Source organism: Pseudomonas sp. Ost2, from assembly GCF_018326065.1.
Classification (GTDB): Bacteria; Pseudomonadota; Gammaproteobacteria; order Pseudomonadales; family Pseudomonadaceae; genus Aquipseudomonas; species Aquipseudomonas gingeri.
The window spans coordinates 733773-751419 of record NZ_AP021904.1 but is presented as its reverse complement, the minus strand read 5'-3'; the positions used below and the strand labels follow the sequence as shown (position 1 = coordinate 751419).

General features: G+C 64.9%; 14 protein-coding genes and 1 pseudogene. 11 read left to right on the top strand and 4 right to left on the bottom strand.

The window, feature by feature from the left end:
• The first annotated feature begins 123 nt into the window (after window positions 1-123).
• The 11 genes from aroQ to KI243_RS03175 all read left to right on the top strand — a co-directional run bounded on the left by aroQ (window position 124) and on the right by KI243_RS03175 (window position 13100).
• Complete coding sequence (aroQ, locus tag KI243_RS03225; protein ID WP_017125630.1) at window positions 124-579, top strand: type II 3-dehydroquinate dehydratase; 456 nt, start codon at window positions 124-126, stop codon at window positions 577-579.
• A gap of 24 nt (window positions 580-603) precedes the next feature.
• On the top strand, window positions 604-1068 hold the full coding sequence (accB, locus tag KI243_RS03220) for an acetyl-CoA carboxylase biotin carboxyl carrier protein (RefSeq protein WP_017125631.1): 465 nt from the start codon (window positions 604-606) through the stop codon (window positions 1066-1068).
• Between the two features lie 17 nt (window positions 1069-1085).
• Window positions 1086-2444: an acetyl-CoA carboxylase biotin carboxylase subunit gene (accC, locus tag KI243_RS03215; protein WP_017125632.1), complete on the top strand. Its 1359-nt coding sequence runs from the start codon at window positions 1086-1088 to the stop codon at window positions 2442-2444.
• A 138-nt stretch (window positions 2445-2582) separates the two neighbouring features.
• Window positions 2583-3461, top strand: a complete 879-nt coding sequence (gene prmA, locus KI243_RS03210; RefSeq protein ID WP_017125633.1) for a 50S ribosomal protein L11 methyltransferase — start codon at window positions 2583-2585, stop codon at window positions 3459-3461.
• 30 nt (window positions 3462-3491) lie between these two features.
• On the top strand, window positions 3492-4796 hold the full coding sequence (locus KI243_RS03205) for a DUF3426 domain-containing protein (protein ID WP_017125634.1): 1305 nt from the start codon (window positions 3492-3494) through the stop codon (window positions 4794-4796).
• A gap of 176 nt (window positions 4797-4972) precedes the next feature.
• Window positions 4973-5986 carry a tRNA dihydrouridine synthase DusB gene (dusB, locus tag KI243_RS03200; RefSeq protein ID WP_017125635.1) on the top strand — a complete coding sequence of 338 codons (1014 nt, stop codon included), beginning with the start codon at window positions 4973-4975 and terminating at the stop codon, window positions 5984-5986.
• Complete coding sequence (fis, locus tag KI243_RS03195) at window positions 5983-6303, top strand: DNA-binding transcriptional regulator Fis (protein WP_003186237.1); 321 nt, start codon at window positions 5983-5985, stop codon at window positions 6301-6303. Before dusB ends, fis begins: the two co-directional genes overlap by 4 nt.
• Window positions 6304-6523: 220 nt before the next feature.
• Window positions 6524-8131, top strand: a complete 1608-nt coding sequence (gene purH, locus KI243_RS03190) for a bifunctional phosphoribosylaminoimidazolecarboxamide formyltransferase/IMP cyclohydrolase (RefSeq protein ID WP_042935135.1) — start codon at window positions 6524-6526, stop codon at window positions 8129-8131.
• A 134-nt stretch (window positions 8132-8265) separates the two neighbouring features.
• Window positions 8266-9561 (top strand): phosphoribosylamine--glycine ligase, encoded by a 1296-nt coding sequence (gene purD / locus KI243_RS03185; protein WP_017125637.1) that lies wholly within the window; start codon window positions 8266-8268, stop codon window positions 9559-9561.
• 100 nt (window positions 9562-9661) lie between these two features.
• Complete coding sequence (locus tag KI243_RS03180) at window positions 9662-12442, top strand: hybrid sensor histidine kinase/response regulator (protein ID WP_103033005.1); 2781 nt, start codon at window positions 9662-9664, stop codon at window positions 12440-12442.
• 61 nt (window positions 12443-12503) lie between these two features.
• A complete protein-coding gene (locus KI243_RS03175; RefSeq protein WP_017125639.1) occupies window positions 12504-13100 on the top strand; it encodes a MarC family protein in 597 nt (198 codons plus the stop codon).
• A 30-nt stretch (window positions 13101-13130) separates the two neighbouring features.
• Here the strand turns inward: KI243_RS03175 and cobJ are convergent.
• The 4 genes and pseudogenes from cobJ to cobG form a co-directional block, all read right to left on the bottom strand.
• A pseudogene (gene cobJ, locus KI243_RS03170) lies at window positions 13131-14836 on the bottom strand (precorrin-3B C(17)-methyltransferase).
• Window positions 14833-15564, bottom strand: a complete 732-nt coding sequence (locus tag KI243_RS03165; RefSeq protein WP_017125641.1) for a precorrin-2 C(20)-methyltransferase — start codon at window positions 15562-15564, stop codon at window positions 14833-14835. Before KI243_RS03165 ends, cobJ begins: the two are co-directional and overlap by 4 nt.
• Entirely contained in the window at window positions 15564-16190 is a 627-nt protein-coding gene (locus KI243_RS03160) for a precorrin-8X methylmutase (RefSeq protein WP_017125642.1), read from the bottom strand. Before KI243_RS03160 ends, KI243_RS03165 begins: the two co-directional genes overlap by 1 nt.
• The gene (gene cobG, locus KI243_RS03155; RefSeq protein ID WP_177119733.1) at window positions 16183-17580 is read right to left on the bottom strand and encodes a precorrin-3B synthase; all 1398 of its coding nucleotides are present in this window, start codon (window positions 17578-17580) and stop codon (window positions 16183-16185) included. The genes KI243_RS03160 and cobG overlap by 8 nt, the downstream gene beginning before the upstream one ends.
• Between the last annotated feature and the right edge of the window lie 67 nt (window positions 17581-17647).

Genomic DNA, 17647 nt, shown 5'->3' with positions numbered 1-17647 from the left:
CACAAATTTCGCGCAAACATCGGACATCGTGCTGGCTATTGCAGGTAACTGGACAGTCATCCGGGCTTTGCGGCATAGTCGGCGCGCATTGACAATTGCGCACAGATAACAAGGAAACAGCCGATGGCGACCCTACTGGTCCTGCATGGACCCAACCTGAACCTGCTGGGCACCCGCGAGCCGGGTGTCTACGGCGCGGTCACACTGCCCGAGATCAACCAGGATCTGGAGCGTCGGGCCCGGGAAGCCGGGCACCATCTGATGTATCTGCAGAGCAACGCCGAGTACGAATTGATCGACCGGATCCACGCCGCCCGCGGCGAAGGCGTGGATTTCATTCTGATCAATCCAGCAGCTTTTACACATACAAGTGTCGCATTACGTGACGCGCTGCTGGCGGTGAGCATCCCATTCATCGAAGTGCATTTGTCGAACGTGCATAAACGCGAACCTTTCCGCCATCACTCCTACTTTTCAGATGTTGCGGTAGGAGTGATCTGCGGCCTTGGCGCCAGCGGTTACCGACTGGCCCTGGAGGCCGCACTAGAGCAGCTTGAACTACAAGCTAAACGCCCCTGACCGACCCTTGGGAGTTGATGATTCATGGATATCCGTAAAGTTAAGAAACTGATCGAATTGCTGGAAGAGTCCGGTATCGACGAACTCGAGATCAAGGAAGGCGAAGAGTCCGTACGCATCAGCCGCCACAGCAAGACCCCGGCGCAGCAGTACTACGCTCCGATGCCTGCCCAGGCTCCGGCTCCCGTCGCCGCCCCGGCCGCTCCGGTTGCCGCCGCCGCAGCTCCTGAAGCCGCTGGCGCACCGAAGCTGAACGGTTTCGTGGTCAAGTCGCCGATGGTCGGTACCTTCTACCGCACCCCGGCCCCGACTTCCCCGGCGTTCGTCGAAGTCGGCCAGACCGTCAAGAAAGGCGACACCATCTGCATCGTCGAAGCGATGAAGATGATGAACCACATCCAGGCCGAAGCCAGCGGTGTGATCGAATCCATTCTGGTAGAAAACGGTCAGCCGGTTGAGTATGACCAGCCGCTGTTCACCATCGTTTGAACCGCGGAGCGCCTTCGATGTTGAAACCTGCGAAGCTGGAAAAAGTCCTGATCGCCAACCGCGGCGAGATCGCCCTGCGTATCCTGCGCGCCTGTAAGGAAGAGGGCATCAAGACCGTCGCTGTTTACTCGACGGCCGATACGGAACTGATGCACGTGAAACTGGCGGACGAAAGCATCTGCATCGGCCCGCCCCTGGCTACCCGCTCGTACCTGAATATCCCGAACATCATCGCGGCCGCCGAAGTCACCGGCGCCACGGCGATTCACCCGGGCTACGGCTTCCTCGCGGAAAACGCCGATTTTGCCGAACAGGTCGAGAAATCCGGGTTTGCCTTCATCGGCCCGAAAGCCGACACCATTCGCCTGATGGGCGACAAGGTATCGGCCAAGGCCGCGATGATCGCTGCCGGCGTACCCACCGTTCCCGGCTCCGACGGCCCGTTGCCCGAAGATCCGGAAACCGCCCTGCGCATTGGTCGCGAAGTCGGCTACCCGGTGATCATCAAAGCCGCTGGCGGCGGCGGTGGTCGCGGCATGCGCGTGGTACACAGCGAAGACGAGCTGATCGAAGCGGCCAAGCAGACCCGCGAAGAAGCCGGTGCCTGGTTCAGCAACCCGATGGTCTACCTGGAAAAGTTCCTGACCAACCCACGCCACGTGGAAGTCCAGGTGCTTTCCGACGGCCAGGGTCATGCGATCCACCTCGGCGACCGCGACTGCTCGCTGCAGCGCCGTCACCAGAAGGTCCTGGAAGAAGCCCCGGCACCGGGCATCGACGAGCAGGCGCGCGCAGAAGTGCTGGCCCGCTGCGTCAAGGCCTGTATCGATATCGGCTACCGCGGTGCCGGCACTTTCGAGTTCCTGTACGAGAACGGCCGCTTCTACTTCATCGAGATGAACACTCGCGTGCAGGTAGAGCATCCGGTATCGGAAATGGTCACCGGCATCGATATCGTCAAGGAGATGCTGAGCATCGCCGCTGGCAATCCGCTGTCGTACACCCAGGACGACGTGAAGATCCACGGCCATGCGCTGGAATGCCGGATCAACGCCGAAGACCCGAAGACCTTCATTCCGAGCCCGGGCCTGGTCAAGCATTTCCATGCGCCAGGCGGCAACGGCGTGCGGGTCGACTCGCACCTGTACAGCGGCTACAAGGTTCCGTCGAACTATGACTCCCTGATCGGCAAGCTGATCACCTGGGGCGCCACTCGCGACGAAGCCATGGCGCGCATGCGCAATGCCCTGGACGAAGTCGTCGTGGACGGGATCAAGACCAACATCCCGTTGCACCGCGACCTGGTTCGCGACGCCGGGTTCTGCGAAGGTGGTGTGAACATTCACTACCTGGAACACAAGCTCGCCCATCAATGAGCCGGTGATCCCAACGACAAGGCCGCTTTCGAGCGGCTTTGTCGTTTTTGCATACCGCCCATGCGCCTGCTCGCGTAAACTGGCGCGCTTCTCGCAACCGAGCCGGTTGCACATTCACTTTTTTCACAGGTGCCCGCCATGCCTTGGCTGCAAGTACGCCTCGCCATCAGCCCGGAACAAGCCGAAACCTACGAAGACGCTTTCCTTGAAGTCGGCGCTGTTTCGGTAACCTTCATGGACGCCGAAGATCAGCCGATTTTCGAACCCGAACTCAACACCACCCCGCTGTGGTCCCATACCCACCTGCTGGCGCTGTTCGAAGGCGGCACCGAGGCGGCCAGCGTCCTCGCGCACCTGGAATTGCTGACCGGCTCGCCACTGCCCGAGCACCACAGCGAAGTGATCGAGGACCAGGACTGGGAACGCAGCTGGATGGACAACTTCCAGCCCATGCGTTTCGGCCAGCGCCTGTGGATCGTGCCCAGCTGGCATGCCGCCCCGCAGCCGGACGCGGTCAACCTGTTGCTCGATCCGGGCCTGGCCTTCGGCACCGGTACGCACCCGACCACCGCGCTCTGCCTGGAATGGCTCGACGGCCAGGACCTCAAGGACTGCAATGTCCTCGACTTCGGCTGTGGCTCGGGCATCCTGGCGATTGCCGCGCTGCTGCTCGGCGCCCGCGAAGCGGTCGGCACCGATATCGACGTGCAGGCCCTGGAAGCTTCCCGCGACAACGCCGGACGCAACAACATCGCCGAGGAACTGTTCCCGCTGTATCTGCCGGAGCAATTGCCACAGGTACAGGCTGATGTGCTGGTCGCCAACATCCTCGCCGGCCCCTTGGTTTCCCTGGCCCCGCAGTTGTCCACCCTGGTCAGGCCGGGCGGCCGCCTGGCGCTGTCCGGCATCCTCGCCGAACAGGGCGAGGAAGTGGCTGCCGCTTATGCCAAGGACTTCGATCTGGACCCGATTGCCGATCGCGATGGTTGGGTGCGCATCAGTGGCCGTCGGCGCTAGAATGGGCGCTTGGATAAACCGGATCGCCGCATGACCGACAGCTTCGTCACCCAGTGCCCGCATTGCCAGACCAGCTTCCGCGTCAGCCACGCCCAATTGAGCGTGGCGCGCGGGGTGGTTCGTTGTGGCTCCTGCCTGCAGGTGTTCAACGCCGCGCGGCAACTGCTGGAGCAACGCGCGGCCCGGGAAGCCGGGACAGCCCAGCCGGCAGCGGTCGCGGCGGCCACCCCGGTCGCGCCCCCCGCGCCCCTGCTGCCCCCCACTCCGGCGACACCTCCCGCTCCACCGCCACGGGCCATCAGCCAGAAGCAGTGGACGACGCAAGAGCTGGATCTGGACGACCTCGATCTCGACGAAGAACTGGCCCGCCTGGAGCAACGGGAAATCCAGCCGGCCAAGGCCTTCGGCGAGCACGGCGGCCAGGGCGAGTCCTTCAGCGCCCGCCGCGACAGCGATGACGACGAGGCCCAGTGGTCAGGCAGCCTGTTCAGCGAACCGGCCGGCGCACACGATGAAATCGCCGACGACGGGCCGCCCGCGCCCACCGTCACGACCAGGACCGAGCGCAAGCCAGAGCCACCGCGGCCGAGCCGTACCGAGCCGTCGCTGTCGTTCGATCTCGCCGACCTCGATGACGAGCCCCAGGCTCCGCGCCTGAAAATCGAAGACGACGAGCTGGAAGACGCCACGACCCACGAACCGCTGGCCGCCGACGAGCACGACGAAGACGAACCCGCGGCCGCCGCCCCGAAGAAGCCTGCGCGCACCCGCAGCGAACCCGGCATGCACGACGACGTGCTGCTGGACCTCGAGGACGACCCGATTCATCTCGACTGGCAACGCCGCCGGTCCCCCTGGGGCAAGCGCCTGCTGTGGCTGTTGCTGGTACTGCTGGCCGCCGCGGCCCTGGCCGGCCAATACATCGCCTATCACTTCGACGAACTGGCGCGCCAGGACCAGTATCGCCCGTGGTTCCAGCAACTGTGCCCGGAAATCGGCTGCAAGGTGCCTTCCAAGGTCGATATCGCCCGAATCAAGAGCAGCAACCTGGTGGTGCGCAGCCACCCGGACTTCAATGGTGCGCTGGTGGTGGACGCGATCATCTACAATCGCGCATCGTTCTCCCAGCCATTCCCGCTGCTGGAGCTGCGCTTCGCCGATCTCAACGGCCATCTGATCGCCAGCCGGCGCTTCAAACCCGGCGAATACCTGGGCGGCGACCTCAGCGGCCAGAGCGAAATGCCACCGCAGACCCCGATCCATATCGCCCTGGACATCCTCGATCCAGGCGCCAAGGCCGTGAACTACAGCCTCAGCTTCCACTCACCCGAGTGATTCAGGGCCTGCCGTGCTCGTTGACGGTGTTTTTCCGGCGGTAACCAAACTGCTGGCGATAACGGAATAACTGTTCAGATTTTATCCAATTTTGCCTTTATCCGGTCATCGAGAGCGGGTATCATGCCAACCCTTTTTCGAACTCTAATGATCCGGCCCCACAACAGGGAAGTCCTATGTCGGCGGTACGCATCGGCCCATACACACTGCAGAACGGCTTGATTCTCGCCCCGATGGCGGGGGTCACCGACCAGCCCTTTCGTCAGCTTTGCCGACGCCTGGGCGCGGGCCTGGTGGTTTCGGAAATGGTAACCAGCGACATGAGCCTGTGGAACAGCCGCAAGTCGCGTCTGCGCATGATCCACGAAGGTGATCCCGAGCCCCGCTCGGTACAGATCGCCGGCGGTGATGCACAGATGCTGGCGGATGCGGCCCGGGCCAATGTCGAGCTGGGGGCACAGATTATCGACATCAACATGGGATGTCCGGCCAAGAAGGTCTGCAACAAGGCCGCCGGTTCCGCGTTGCTGAAGGATGAAGACCTGGTGAGGGAAATCCTGCACGCCGTCGTGGCGGCAGTCGATGTCCCGGTCACCCTGAAGATACGGACCGGCTGGGACCGGGCGAACAAGAACGGCCTGACGGTGGCGAAGATCGCCGAGCAGGCGGGCATTACCGCCCTGGCGGTGCACGGCAGAACCCGTGCCGACCTGTACACCGGTGAAGCCGAGTACGACACCATTGCCGCGATCAAGCAGGCGGTGTCGATCCCGGTCTTCGCCAACGGCGATATCGATTCGGCCGAAAAGGCCCGGTACGTGTTGCAGGCGACCGGTGCCGACGGCCTGTTGATCGGCCGGGCCGCCCAGGGGCGGCCATGGATTTTCCGTGAGATCGAGCATTTTCTGCGTACCGGCGAAACCCTCCCGGCACCGGAGCTGTTCGAAGTGGAACGCATTCTGCTAGAGCATCTGGCCGCGCTGCATGCCTTCTATGGGGAGGTCATGGGCGTCCGCATTGCCCGCAAGCATGTCGGCTGGTATCTCGCAACCTTGCCGGGCGCCAGGGAGTTTCGCGCCCACTTCAATCGTTTGGAAGATACGGAAGCACAATGCGCCAACGTTCGTGAGTTCTTTGCCGAACGTTACAAGAGCCTGGTGACAGGGGACGGAGAGGGGGTGGCCGCATGACGATGATGACCGAGACTTTAGTGAGTGGAACAACGCCCGTGAGCGACAACGTCAATTTGAAACAGCACCTCAATACGCCGAGCGAAGAAGGCCAGACCCTTCGCGGTAGCGTCGAGAAGGCGCTGCACAATTATTTCGCCCACCTTGAGGGCGCGGCCGTCACGGACGTGTACAACCTGGTGCTCTCCGAAGTCGAGGCTCCCCTGCTCGAAAGCGTGATGAACTACGTCAAGGGCAACCAGACCAAGGCCAGCGAACTGCTCGGCCTGAACCGCGGCACCCTGCGCAAGAAACTCAAGCAGTACGATTTGCTGTAAGCATTCAATCAAACCAGAAAGGCGCCCCAGGGCCTGCAAGAAAACTCGCCAAGCGGCGATCAGGCAAGGCAAAAACAGGCGAGGAAGCGGAGTGTAGAGGCCTACATGAGCATTCCGAGCCTGTTTTCAACGCAGCATGATTGTCGCGCAGGCAGTTTCCGTACAGAACCCGGAACCGGTCGCCTTATTTGCTGACCCCTTGCTTTTGATGGACATTGAGATGACCGACCAGACTACCCGCCTGCCGATCCGCCGCGCCCTGATCAGCGTTTCCGACAAGACCGGAATCCTCGATTTCGCTCGTGAACTGGAAGCCCTGGGCGTGGAAATCCTCTCCACCGGCGGTACGTTCAAGCTGCTGCGGGACAACGGCGTCGCCGCCGTGGAAGTCGCGGACTACACCGGCTTTGCGGAAATGATGGATGGCCGGGTGAAGACCCTGCACCCGAAAATCCACGGCGGCATCCTCGGCCGTCGCGGCATCGACGATGACATCATGAGCGAGCACGGCATCCGCCCGATCGACCTGGTCGCGGTCAACCTCTACCCGTTCGAAGCCACCATCAGCAAGCCGGGCTGCGACCTGCCGACCGCCATCGAGAACATCGACATCGGTGGGCCGACCATGGTCCGCTCGGCGGCCAAGAACCACAAGGACGTCGCCATCGTGGTCAATGCCGGCGACTACGCCCAGGTCCTGGAAAGCCTCAAGGCCGGTGGCCTGACCTACGCCCAGCGTTTCGACCTGATGCTCAAGGCCTTCGAACACACCGCCGCCTACGACGGCATGATCGCCAACTACATGGGCACCGTGAACCAGGCCGCCGAAACCCTGAGCACCGAAGGCCGCAGCGAATTCCCGCGCACCTTCAACAGCCAGTTCATCAAGGCCCAGGAAATGCGCTACGGCGAGAACCCGCACCAGAGCGCGGCGTTCTACGTGGAAGCCAGGCCGGCCGAAGTCGGCATCGCCACCGCGACCCAGCTGCAAGGCAAGGAGCTGTCGTACAACAACGTGGCCGACACCGATGCCGCGCTGGAATGCGTGAAGAGCTTCGTCAAGCCGGCCTGCGTCATCGTCAAGCACGCCAACCCGTGCGGCGTGGCCGTGAGCCCTGACGCCGAGGGCGGTATCCGCCAGGCCTACGAACTGGCCTACGCCACCGACAGCGAATCGGCCTTCGGCGGCATCATCGCCTTCAACCGCGAGCTGGATGCCGAAACTGCCAAGGCCATCGTCGAGCGCCAGTTCGTCGAGGTGATCATCGCCCCGTCCGTCAGCGAAGAGGCCCGTGCCATCGTCGCCGCCAAGGCCAACGTGCGCCTGCTGGCCTGCGGCCAGTGGGATGCCAACCGCGCCCCGGCCTGGGACTACAAGCGGGTCAACGGCGGCCTGCTGGTACAGAGCCGCGATATCGGCATGATCGGCAGCGAAGACCTCAAGGTGGTGACCAAGCGCGCACCGACCGAACAGGAAATCCATGACCTGATCTTCGCCTGGAAAGTCGCCAAGTACGTCAAGTCCAACGCCATCGTCTACGCCAAGAACCGCCAGACCATCGGTGTCGGCGCCGGCCAGATGAGCCGCGTCAACTCCGCTCGCATTGCTGCAATCAAGGCCGAGCATGCTGGCCTGCAGGTGCAGGGCTCGGTCATGGCTTCGGACGCGTTCTTCCCGTTCCGCGACGGCCTCGACAACGCGGCCAAGGTCGGTATCACCGCGGTGATCCAGCCGGGCGGCTCGATGCGTGACAATGAAGTGATTGCCGCGGCCGACGAAGCCGGTATCGCGATGGTATTCACCGGCATGCGCCACTTCCGTCACTGATAACACAGCCCCTGTGGGAGCCGGCTTGCTGGCGATGAGGCCAGCGAGCCTGGCATTGAGCTTGCGGCCGTTATCGCCAGCAAGCCGGCTCCTGCAATGCTCTCTTAGAATTCAGCGTCATCGAGGTTTTTGAAATGAATGTTTTGATCATCGGCAGCGGTGGCCGTGAACACGCCCTGGCCTGGAAAGTGGCGCAGGATCCGCGTGTCGAGAAAGTCTTCGTCGCCCCGGGCAACGCCGGCACTGCCATCGAAGCCAAGTGCGAGAACGTCGCCATCGACGTCCTGGCCCTGGAGCAACTGGCCGACTTTGCCGAGAAAAACGTTTCCCTGACCATCGTCGGCCCGGAAGTGCCGCTGGTAGCCGGTGTTGTCGACCTGTTCCGGGCCCGCGGCCTGGACTGCTTCGGCCCGACTGCCGGTGCCGCCCAGCTGGAAGGTTCCAAGGCCTTCACCAAGGACTTCCTGGCCCGCCACAAGATCCCGACCGCCGATTACCAGAACTTCACCGAGATCGAGCCGGCCCTGGCCTATCTGCGCGAGAAAGGCGCACCGATCGTGATCAAGGCCGACGGCCTGGCCGCCGGCAAGGGTGTGATCGTCGCCATGACCCTGGCCGAAGCCGAAGACGCCGTACGCGACATGCTCGCCGGCAATGCGTTCGGCGAAGCCGGTTCGCGGGTGGTGATCGAAGAGTTCCTCGATGGCGAAGAAGCCAGCTTCATTGTCATGGTCGACGGCAAGAACGTCCTGCCGATGGCCACCAGCCAGGACCACAAGCGCGTCGGCGACGGCGACAGCGGCCCGAACACCGGCGGCATGGGCGCCTACTCCCCGGCCCCGGTGGTCACCTCCGAGGTGCACCAGCGTGTCATGGACCTGGTGATCTGGCCGACCGTGCGCGGCATGGCAGAGGAAGGCAACGTCTACACCGGCTTCCTGTACGCCGGGCTGATGATCGACAAGGCCGGCAATCCGAAAGTCATCGAGTTCAACTGCCGCTTCGGCGACCCGGAAACCCAGCCGGTCATGCTGCGCCTGCAATCGAGCCTGGTGCTGCTGGTCGAGGCCGCGCTGGCCCAGGCCCTGGACAAAGTCGAAGCCCAGTGGGACCCGCGTCCGAGCCTGGGCATCGTCCTGGCCGCCGGCGGTTACCCGGGCGATTACGCCAAGGGCGCGCCGATCAATGGCCTGGAAGATGCCGCTGGTCTGGAAGGCAAGGTCTTCCACGCCGGTACCGCGCTGAAGGATGGCCAGGTCGTGACTTCCGGTGGCCGGGTGCTCTGCGCCACGGCGCTGGGCAACAGCGTCGACGCGGCACAAAAGCAGGCTTACCGGTTGGCAGCTAAAATCAATTGGGAAGGCTGCTTCTACCGCAGCGATATCGGCTATCGTGCAATTGCACGCGAACGCGCAGAAAGCCAGGAATAAGCTATCCGATCGGATAGGCAAGGGCTTCAGGCCCTTGCCGTCTTATTCCCGCCCCGCGCATAGTTATGACTCAGGCATCAACCTACGAAGGGATTTCGCCGTGCGCTGGCTCAGGATTGCCATAAGTTTCACCGTCAGCCTGCTGACCCTGCTTTGCCTCGCATCGGCCGCCCACGCCTCGCAAGGCAGTGGCTGGGCGGTATTGTTCGACGATCAGGCCGACCTGCAACTCAGCGATATCCGCTCTTCGCGCTACATCAACCAATTCAGCCCCGTCGAACTCGACCGCCTGACCGCCGCCGAGCCCGATGGCGCGCTGTGGTTGCGCTTCCGTCTGCAGCCGGGCAAACACGAACAATTGCTGCGGGTCTTTGCCCCCGACCTCGCCCGCCTCGACCTGTACACCCTCGACGGCGACACGCTGATCGACCAGGTCCGCAGCGGCAATGACCTGTCGAAAGCCGAACGACCGTTGCCCAGCAGCGATTTCATGCTGCCCCTGATACAAAGCCCCAAGCCCCTCGACATCTACCTGAGGCTGGTCTCGAAACACGAACTGCGTCCCCATATCACCCTCGAATCGGCGGTGATGAGCGCCGCCGACCAGGGCCAGACGTTGCTCTACGGCCTGCTGTTCGGCTGCCTGTCGATGCTGATCCTGCACAACCTGACCCGCTTCGCCTATACCCGTTCGCGCAGCAGCCTGTGGCTGGCGTCCTGTGAGGCCCTGCTGTTGCTCAGCGCCCTGTTCCTGCTCAACCTGGCGGGGCCGTGGCTGCCCGACTGGCACGGCGCGCAGACGCCCGGCGCCTACCTGGCGCTGTTGCTCACCGCGCCCTGCGGCCTGATGTTCACCTACAGCTTCTTCTCCCCCCTGGGGCCGCATCCGCTGAACAAGCTGTTGCTGGGCGACATCCTGGTGATCTGCCTGGGCGGGCTGTTGCTGCTGTTCGTCGACACCCTGCCCCTGAACGTGATGACCTACGGCCTGGTCGGGCTCGCCAGCCTGAGCATCCTGCTGGTCGCCGCCTATCACTGGCAGAAGGGCTATCGTCCGGCGCGACTGTTCGTCGTCGCCATGGTCATCTTCAATATCGGCACGCTGGTCATCCTCCCCGCCCTGCTGGGCCTGACCCTGGTGCCGCCGCAGGGCCTGATCGTCGCCCTGCTGATCTTCATCTGCATCAGCGGCCTGTTGATGAGCATCGCCCTCGGCGAGCGCCGCCGCAGCATCACCGAAGACCAGTTCAGCGTCAGCCGCGACCTGGCCGCGAGCAACGCCGAAATCGCCGCCAAGGCCGAGTTCCTGGCGAAGATCAGCCACGAGATCCGCACCCCGATGAACGGCGTGCTGGGCATGACCGAGCTGCTGCTGGGCACGCCGCTGTCGGTCAAGCAGCGCGACTACGTGCAGACCATCCACAGCGCCGGCAACGAACTGCTGACCCTGATCAACGAGATTCTCGACATCTCCAAGCTGGAGTCCGGGCAGATCGAGCTCGACGACGTGCAATTCGACCTCAATGCCCTGATCGAAGACTGCCTGAGTATTTTCCGCGCCAAGGCCGAGCAGCAGAACGTCGAACTGATCAGCTTCATCCAGCCGCAGGTCCCGCGGGTGATCAGCGGCGACCCGACGCGCCTGCGCCAGGCCCTGCTCAGCCTGCTGGAAAACGCCCTGAAAAAGACCGACGAGGGCGAGATCCTCATCGTCGTCGCCCTCGACGAACGCAGTGGCCAGCCACGCCTGCGCATCGCGGTGCAGGACAGCGGCATGCCGATGGATGACGAAGAGCGCGATGCCCTGCTGCACGCCGAGTTGCAGAGCAAGAACTTCCTCGCCGCGACCCGCCTGGGCGGCCATCTGGGCCTGGTGATCGCCCGTCAGCTGATCCTGCTGATGCATGGCGAGTTCGGTATCAAGAACAGCCCCAACCAGGGCAGCACCCTGTGGCTGACGTTGCCGCTGGATCCGCTGCACCTGGAACACCCGACCTCCGACCTCGACGGCCCGCTCAAGGGCGCGCGGGTGCTGGTGGTCGACGACAACGACACCTGTCGCAAGGTCCTGGTGCAGCAATGCAGCGCCTGGGGCCTGAACGTCAGCGCCGTGCCTTCGGGCAAGGAAGCGCTGGCCCTGCTGCGCACCAAGGCGCACCTGCGCGACTACTTCGACGTGGTCCTGCTCGACCAGAACATGCCCGGCATGACCGGCATGCAACTGGCGGCGAAGATCAAGGAAGACCCGAGCCTCAACCACGACATCCTGCTGATCATGCTGACCGGTATCAGCAATGCGCCGAGCAAGATCATCGCGCGCAATGCCGGTATCAAGCGCATCCTCGCCAAGCCGGTGGCCGGCTACACCCTCAAGACCACCCTGGCGGACGAACTGACCCAGCGCAGCAAGGGCCCGGCCGCGGTGCCCGCCCCGAGCACGCCGGCCGTGGCCCCCATCACCGTGCCGAGCGATTTCCGCATCCTCGTGGCCGAAGACAACAGCATCTCCACCAAGGTGATTCGCGGCATGCTGGGCAAGCTCAACCTGCAGCCCGACACCGCCAGCAACGGCGAAGAAGCCCTGCGCGCGATGAAGGCCCAGCGCTACGACCTGGTCCTGATGGACTGCGAAATGCCGATCCTCGACGGCTTCTCCGCGACCCAGCAACTGCGAGCATGGGAAGTCGGCAACCAGCGCGTGCGCACGCCGGTGGTGGCGCTGACCGCGCATATCCTCAGCGAGCACAAGGAACGGGCGCGCCAGGCCGGCATGGACGGCCACATGGCCAAGCCGGTGGAACTCTCGCAACTGCGCGAGCTGGTGGAGCACTGGGTCGCCCAACGCGACAGCCAGCAAGTCCAGGCCCCCACCACCTCCTGAGCCGACAGACCGCGCGGCGCCTGATAGACTGCGTCCGCCCTCCTCCGTTCGAGCTCAAGCCATGCTCCACGTGTTGTTCAGCGTTTACCTGAAGATGCTGGTGCTCTACAGCCCGTTCTTCGTCCTGTCCTGCTTTATCAGCCTGACCCGCGGCTACTCCAGCAAGGAGCGCCGGCGCCTGGCCTGGAAAGTGGCGCTCGCCACCCTGGTCTCCAGCGTGCTGCTGTATCTGTTCGGGAGAGTGATCTTCAGTGTGTTCGGCATCACCGTGGACGCCTTCCGCATTGGCGCGGGGAGCGTGCTGTTCATCTCGGCACTGGGCATGGCCCAGGGCAAGTCGGCCGTGCAGACCGACAACGTGCAGCAAGACGTGACCATCGTCCCGCTGACCATTCCTTTGACCGTCGGCCCCGGCACCATCGGCGCCCTGCTGGTCATGGGCGTCAGCCAGCCCCATTGGGACGACAAGCTCACCGCCATCGTCAGTATCGCCCTGGCGAGCTTTACCGTCGGCGTGGTGCTGTACCTGTCGAACCGGATCGAACGGATCCTCGGCGACCAGGGCCTGCAGATCGTCAGCCGCCTGATGGGACTGTTCGTCTGCGCCCTGGCGGCGCAGATCATCTTCACTGGGGTGCGCGGCTACCTGGTGCCGTGAAATCAGGACCCGGTGCGGTCACCGACGCCCTCAGGAACCAGGCTTTTCACCGTACCAGCGCGGCGTATAGACCCACTCGCCGCCGTCGGCCCGCGGGAAGACGCAGGTGGTGGACGAGCCGATGATGACCATGGTGCGCATGTCCACCTGCTCCGGCGTCAGCTCACCCAGGGTGGTCACCCGCAAGGTCTGTCCCGGCCGGCCGATATCCCGGCCCAGCACCACCGGCGTCTGCGGCGTGCGGTGTCGGGCGACGATTTCCAGCGCACGACCCAGTTGCCACGGACGCGAGCGCGAGATCGGGTTGTAGAACGCCAGGGCCAGGTCGGCCTGGGCCGCGAGGTCGAGACGCTTCTCGATGATCGTCCAGGGCTTGAGGTTGTCCGACAGGGACATCACGCAGAAGTCATGCCCCAGGGGAGCACCGGCCTGGGCCGCCGTGGCGAGCGAGGCGGAAACGCCGGGGAGGATTTCCAGCTCGACGTTGTGCCAGGCCGAATCGTCGGACTCATGCAGGGCTTCGAGCACCGCCGCGGCCATGGCGAATACGCCCGGATCGCCGGATGACACCACCACCACTGAACGGCCCTCGGCCGCCAGTTCAAAGGCATGCCGGGCGCGCTGCATTTCCTCGCGGTTGTCGGTGCAATGCAGCACCTGGTCGGCACGAAACGGTCCGGCCATGCGCACATAGGTTTCATAGCCCAGCACGTCGTTGGCCCGGGCCAGCTCGGCCTTGACCGCCGGCACCATCAGCTCGGCAGCGCCGGGCCCGAGGCCGATCACCGCCAGGCGCCCGCGCGGACGACCGATGCGCTCAGGTTCCAGCGGCTGGCTGGCGACGGCAATCGCCAGGCCCTCGCCGACACAGATCGGCGGCAGCAACTGCGGTACCGCCTGTTGCGCCATGGTCGCGACAGAGCCGTTCGACGCGATAAAACGCAACGGCACGCCCAACTCGACCGCCGCTTCACGCAGCGCAGGACTGGCCATCTCGCTGTCCGCCGCCAGCAGGCAGGCCAGCGACTGCCAGGCGATGTTCGCCCCGTGCAAGGCGTCACGAACCGCACCGGCCAGCCCAGGCACCGCGGCCGTCACCGCCACCAGGACGCTGCGCGGATAGATCAGCAACTCATTGGCCACCGGCGCACGCTCGGCGCTGCCGACATGAATCGACAGGCGCGCCTGACGGTCCTCCGGCAAGTGCGCCTGCGCCAGCCAGGGCGCCGCCCCTTCGATACGCACGCTTTCGCCGGCCAGCAAGTCCGAGACAAACCGCTTGCCCAGCTCCAGGTCGCCCAGCGCGTAGCCACTGGGCGGGTTCAGCAGGCAGGTGCCGAAACGCAGCTCGCCGCTGGTGGTGATGGCCGCCGCCACACCCAGGCCTGCCGCCATTTCCCGGGCCATGACATTCACCCCACCGAGCCCCCCAGCAGCGGCACCACCGCGCTGCCGTCCTCGGCCACGGCCAGTACCGGCGGCTCGGCGCCTTTTTCCAGGAGCACCGGAGCCAGCGTGCGGATCACGATGCCGGCGGCGCACAGGGCAATGATCGGCGTGTCCTGCTGGTAGAGCTGGCGCATCGTCGCGCCAAATTCGTGATACAGCCGGTCCGCGCCGTCGACCCGCTCGGCCAGGCCATAGACCAGCGCATCCGGATAGATCTGTTGCAGCCTGCGGGCCGTCGCGAGGCTGCCATTGCCGAGGATGACAATGGCCGGTTGCGGGCGACTCATCCCTGCCACCGTTCGCCGGGCACGATGATCAGCGAGAAGTAAGGCGAGGACATCGGCTCGACCTCATCGAGCGGCACAATCTTCTGGTTGGCCATGGTCGCCCGCTCCACATACAGCGCGCGACCGGCCAGGCCCAGCTCTTCGAGCACCTGGCGGACCTTGTGGAAGTTACGCCCCAGTTTCATGATCACCGCCGCATCGGCATCGGCCAGGCGCCGCTTGAGTTCGTCATGGGGCAGCACGCCGGACAACACCGACAGGCTCTGGTTGCGGTACACCAGCGGCACACCGAGCACCGAAGCGCCACCGAGCATCGAGCACACGCCGGGAATCACCTCGGCGTCGTAGCGCTCGGCCAGGCGGTCGTGCAGGTACATGTAGGAGCCGTAGAAGAACGGATCGCCTTCGCAGATCACCGCCACGTCGCGGCCGGCATCCAGGTGCGCGGCCACTTCCAGGCTGGCCTCGTCATAGAAGTCGCTGATCACCTGCTCGTAGGACAGCGGCGCCGGCAGGGCCTCGGTGGTCACCGGGTAGACCAGCGGCAACAGGGTCTGTGCTTGCTGCAGGTGCGCCTCGATGATACCGAAGGCATTCCCCTTCTTGCCCTTGGCGACGAAGTACGCCACCACCGGCGACTCGCGCAACAGGCGCAGCGCCTTCACGGTGATCAGTTCCGGGTCACCCGGCCCCACGCCGAGGCCGATCAGACGTCCAGGCTGCTGCATCATTCAATCTCCGTGGCGAGTGCGTTGACGGCGGCGGCGGCCATGGCGCTGCCACCCAGGCGGCCTTGCATGATCACGAACGGCACGCCACGGCTGTCGGCGGCGAGCATCGCCTTTGACTCGGCGGCACCGACGAAGCCCACCGGAAAACCGAGGATCAGCGCCGGCTTCGGCGCGCCGGCATCGAGCATTTCCAGCAAGTAGAACAGCGCGGTCGGGGCATTGCCGATCACCACCACGCTGCCTTCCAGATGCGGCCGCCACAACTCCAGGGCCACCGCCGAGCGGGTGTTGCCCTGCTCCCGCGCCAGCTCCGGCACACGCTCGTCGCGCAGGGTGCAGATCACCGGGTTGTTCGCCGGCAGGCGGGCGCGGGTGATGCCTTCGGAAACCATGCGCGCGTCACAGAGGATCGGCGCGCCGGCCGCGAGGGCATCGCGCCCGGCCTTGCCGGCACCCGGCGAGAACTGCAGGCCGTCGATGGCATCGACCATGCCGCAGGCGTGGATGACCCGCACGGCGAGCTTTTCGAGATCGGCGGGAATACGCGCCAGGTTCGCTTCCGCGCGAATGATCGCGAAGGAGTTGCGATAGATCTCCTGACCATCGCGGATGTAATCAATCATCGGTACTGCTCCGTGAGCGGGCTTCGAGCAACGCGCCCGCCGCATCAATAGTAAGGTTGCGCGCGTGCAGCAGGCCGAAGCCGGGCTGGGCTGCATCGCGGAAATAGAGGTCGTAGTGGCCGGGCGAGACCGCCAGCAAGGTGCTCGGCGCCACATGGGCCGCGGCGCAGGAGCGGCCGCAACCGGACAGGTGGACGGCCTGGGCCCGCCCGGACAGCAGCGTCGCCAGGCGCCGGGCATCGGCCTTGGTGTCGGCCAGGCCCTTGGCGCAGCCGCCGGCCCCGGTGCAGGCGATGATCCGGGCCAGCGCCTGGTCGGCGTCGCAGAGCAGGCCGAGTTGTCGCAGGCGCGCGGTGACGCTGGCCGCGTCCTCCTCGCGGATATTGGGCAGCAGCAGGCTCTGCCAGGGCGTCAGGCGCAGGCTGCCATCGCCCTGTTGCAGCGCCAGCCGGGCCACGCCGTCGAGCATCGGGGCATCGAGGCGTCCCAACGGGAACACGGCACCGATATGCACCAGGCCCGGCTGGCGCTGTGGATAAGTGCCGATATGCCGCAGGTCGGTGGCGGCAGGCCGTTGCCAGTGCGGGACCGGCGTCAGTGCGCTGCCGAGACGCGCGGCCAACTGCGCCAGGAACGACTCGACCGGCACCTCGCCCAGCAGGTGGCGCATGCGCGTCTGCTCCGCTCGGGCCAGGTCGAGGAACAGTTCCAGCACCGCCACCACCAGGTCGTGGCCCTGCTCCAGAGGCACTGCGGCCAGGGGCGCGTCATGGGCCGGACAGCCGGCGAGACCGAATGCCAGCCACGGCCTGCCCTCGATCGACAGCGCCGACAGCCACAGGTCATGGGGATGTTCGAGCATCGCCAGGGCTTCGCCGCCGTCGAGTTGCAACGCGAACTTGGCCGACAGCTCATGGAAGCGCCGCTGGCCCTGCAACGTGGCGAGGATCTGCGCGGCGAGGGGGCGCGTGTCGATCAGCATCCGGGCGTCGATACCGGCGCTGGGGCTGAGCATCAGGTTGCGCACGTCATCGGCGCCGGAGGTCTGCGCCTGATTGGCAACCTGCCCCCCTGTGGAGATCACTGCTCCTGTGGGAGCGGTGTCCGTCGCCTCGGCGTCGGGCCCGAGACCGGCGGCCAGCAAGGTGGCGACCAGGGCCGCATGCTGCTCGCCGATCCCGCGAATCTGCAGGTTGGCCCGGTTGGTCGCCTCGATCACCCCGCCGGCATAACGCTCGGCGGCCTCGGCGACGGCCCGGGCCTGGACGGCGCTGATCACGCCCCCGGCCAGCTTGATCCGACAGATACCGCCATCCAGTGCCGGGACGATGCGCAACAACCCCGGACAGGCCGAGGGGCGGATGGCATTGGCAAGCGGGTGTTCGTTCAAGGGGCAACCGACAGTAAGGGAAAGGCGTTTCGCCGTCGAAGGCGCGGTATTATGCCTGCTTTGTCCG

Excerpts from the sequence above, each read along its gene's own strand:
- aroQ (WP_017125630.1), top strand. The coding sequence starts at position 124 with ATGGCGACCCTACTGGTCCTGCATGGACCCAACCTGAACCTGCTGGGC.
- accB (WP_017125631.1), top strand. The coding sequence starts at position 604 with ATGGATATCCGTAAAGTTAAGAAACTGATCGAATTGCTGGAAGAGTCC.
- accC (WP_017125632.1), top strand. The coding sequence starts at position 1,086 with ATGTTGAAACCTGCGAAGCTGGAAAAAGTCCTGATCGCCAACCGCGGC.
- prmA (WP_017125633.1), top strand. The coding sequence starts at position 2,583 with ATGCCTTGGCTGCAAGTACGCCTCGCCATCAGCCCGGAACAAGCCGAA.
- KI243_RS03205 (WP_017125634.1), top strand. The coding sequence starts at position 3,492 with ATGACCGACAGCTTCGTCACCCAGTGCCCGCATTGCCAGACCAGCTTC.
- dusB (WP_017125635.1), top strand. The coding sequence starts at position 4,973 with ATGTCGGCGGTACGCATCGGCCCATACACACTGCAGAACGGCTTGATT.
- fis (WP_003186237.1), top strand. The coding sequence starts at position 5,983 with ATGACGATGATGACCGAGACTTTAGTGAGTGGAACAACGCCCGTGAGC.
- purH (WP_042935135.1), top strand. The coding sequence starts at position 6,524 with ATGACCGACCAGACTACCCGCCTGCCGATCCGCCGCGCCCTGATCAGC.
- purD (WP_017125637.1), top strand. The coding sequence starts at position 8,266 with ATGAATGTTTTGATCATCGGCAGCGGTGGCCGTGAACACGCCCTGGCC.
- KI243_RS03175 (WP_017125639.1), top strand. The coding sequence starts at position 12,504 with ATGCTCCACGTGTTGTTCAGCGTTTACCTGAAGATGCTGGTGCTCTAC.
- KI243_RS03165 (WP_017125641.1), bottom strand. The coding sequence starts at position 15,564 with ATGCAGCAGCCTGGACGTCTGATCGGCCTCGGCGTGGGGCCGGGTGAC.
- KI243_RS03160 (WP_017125642.1), bottom strand. The coding sequence starts at position 16,190 with ATGATTGATTACATCCGCGATGGTCAGGAGATCTATCGCAACTCCTTC.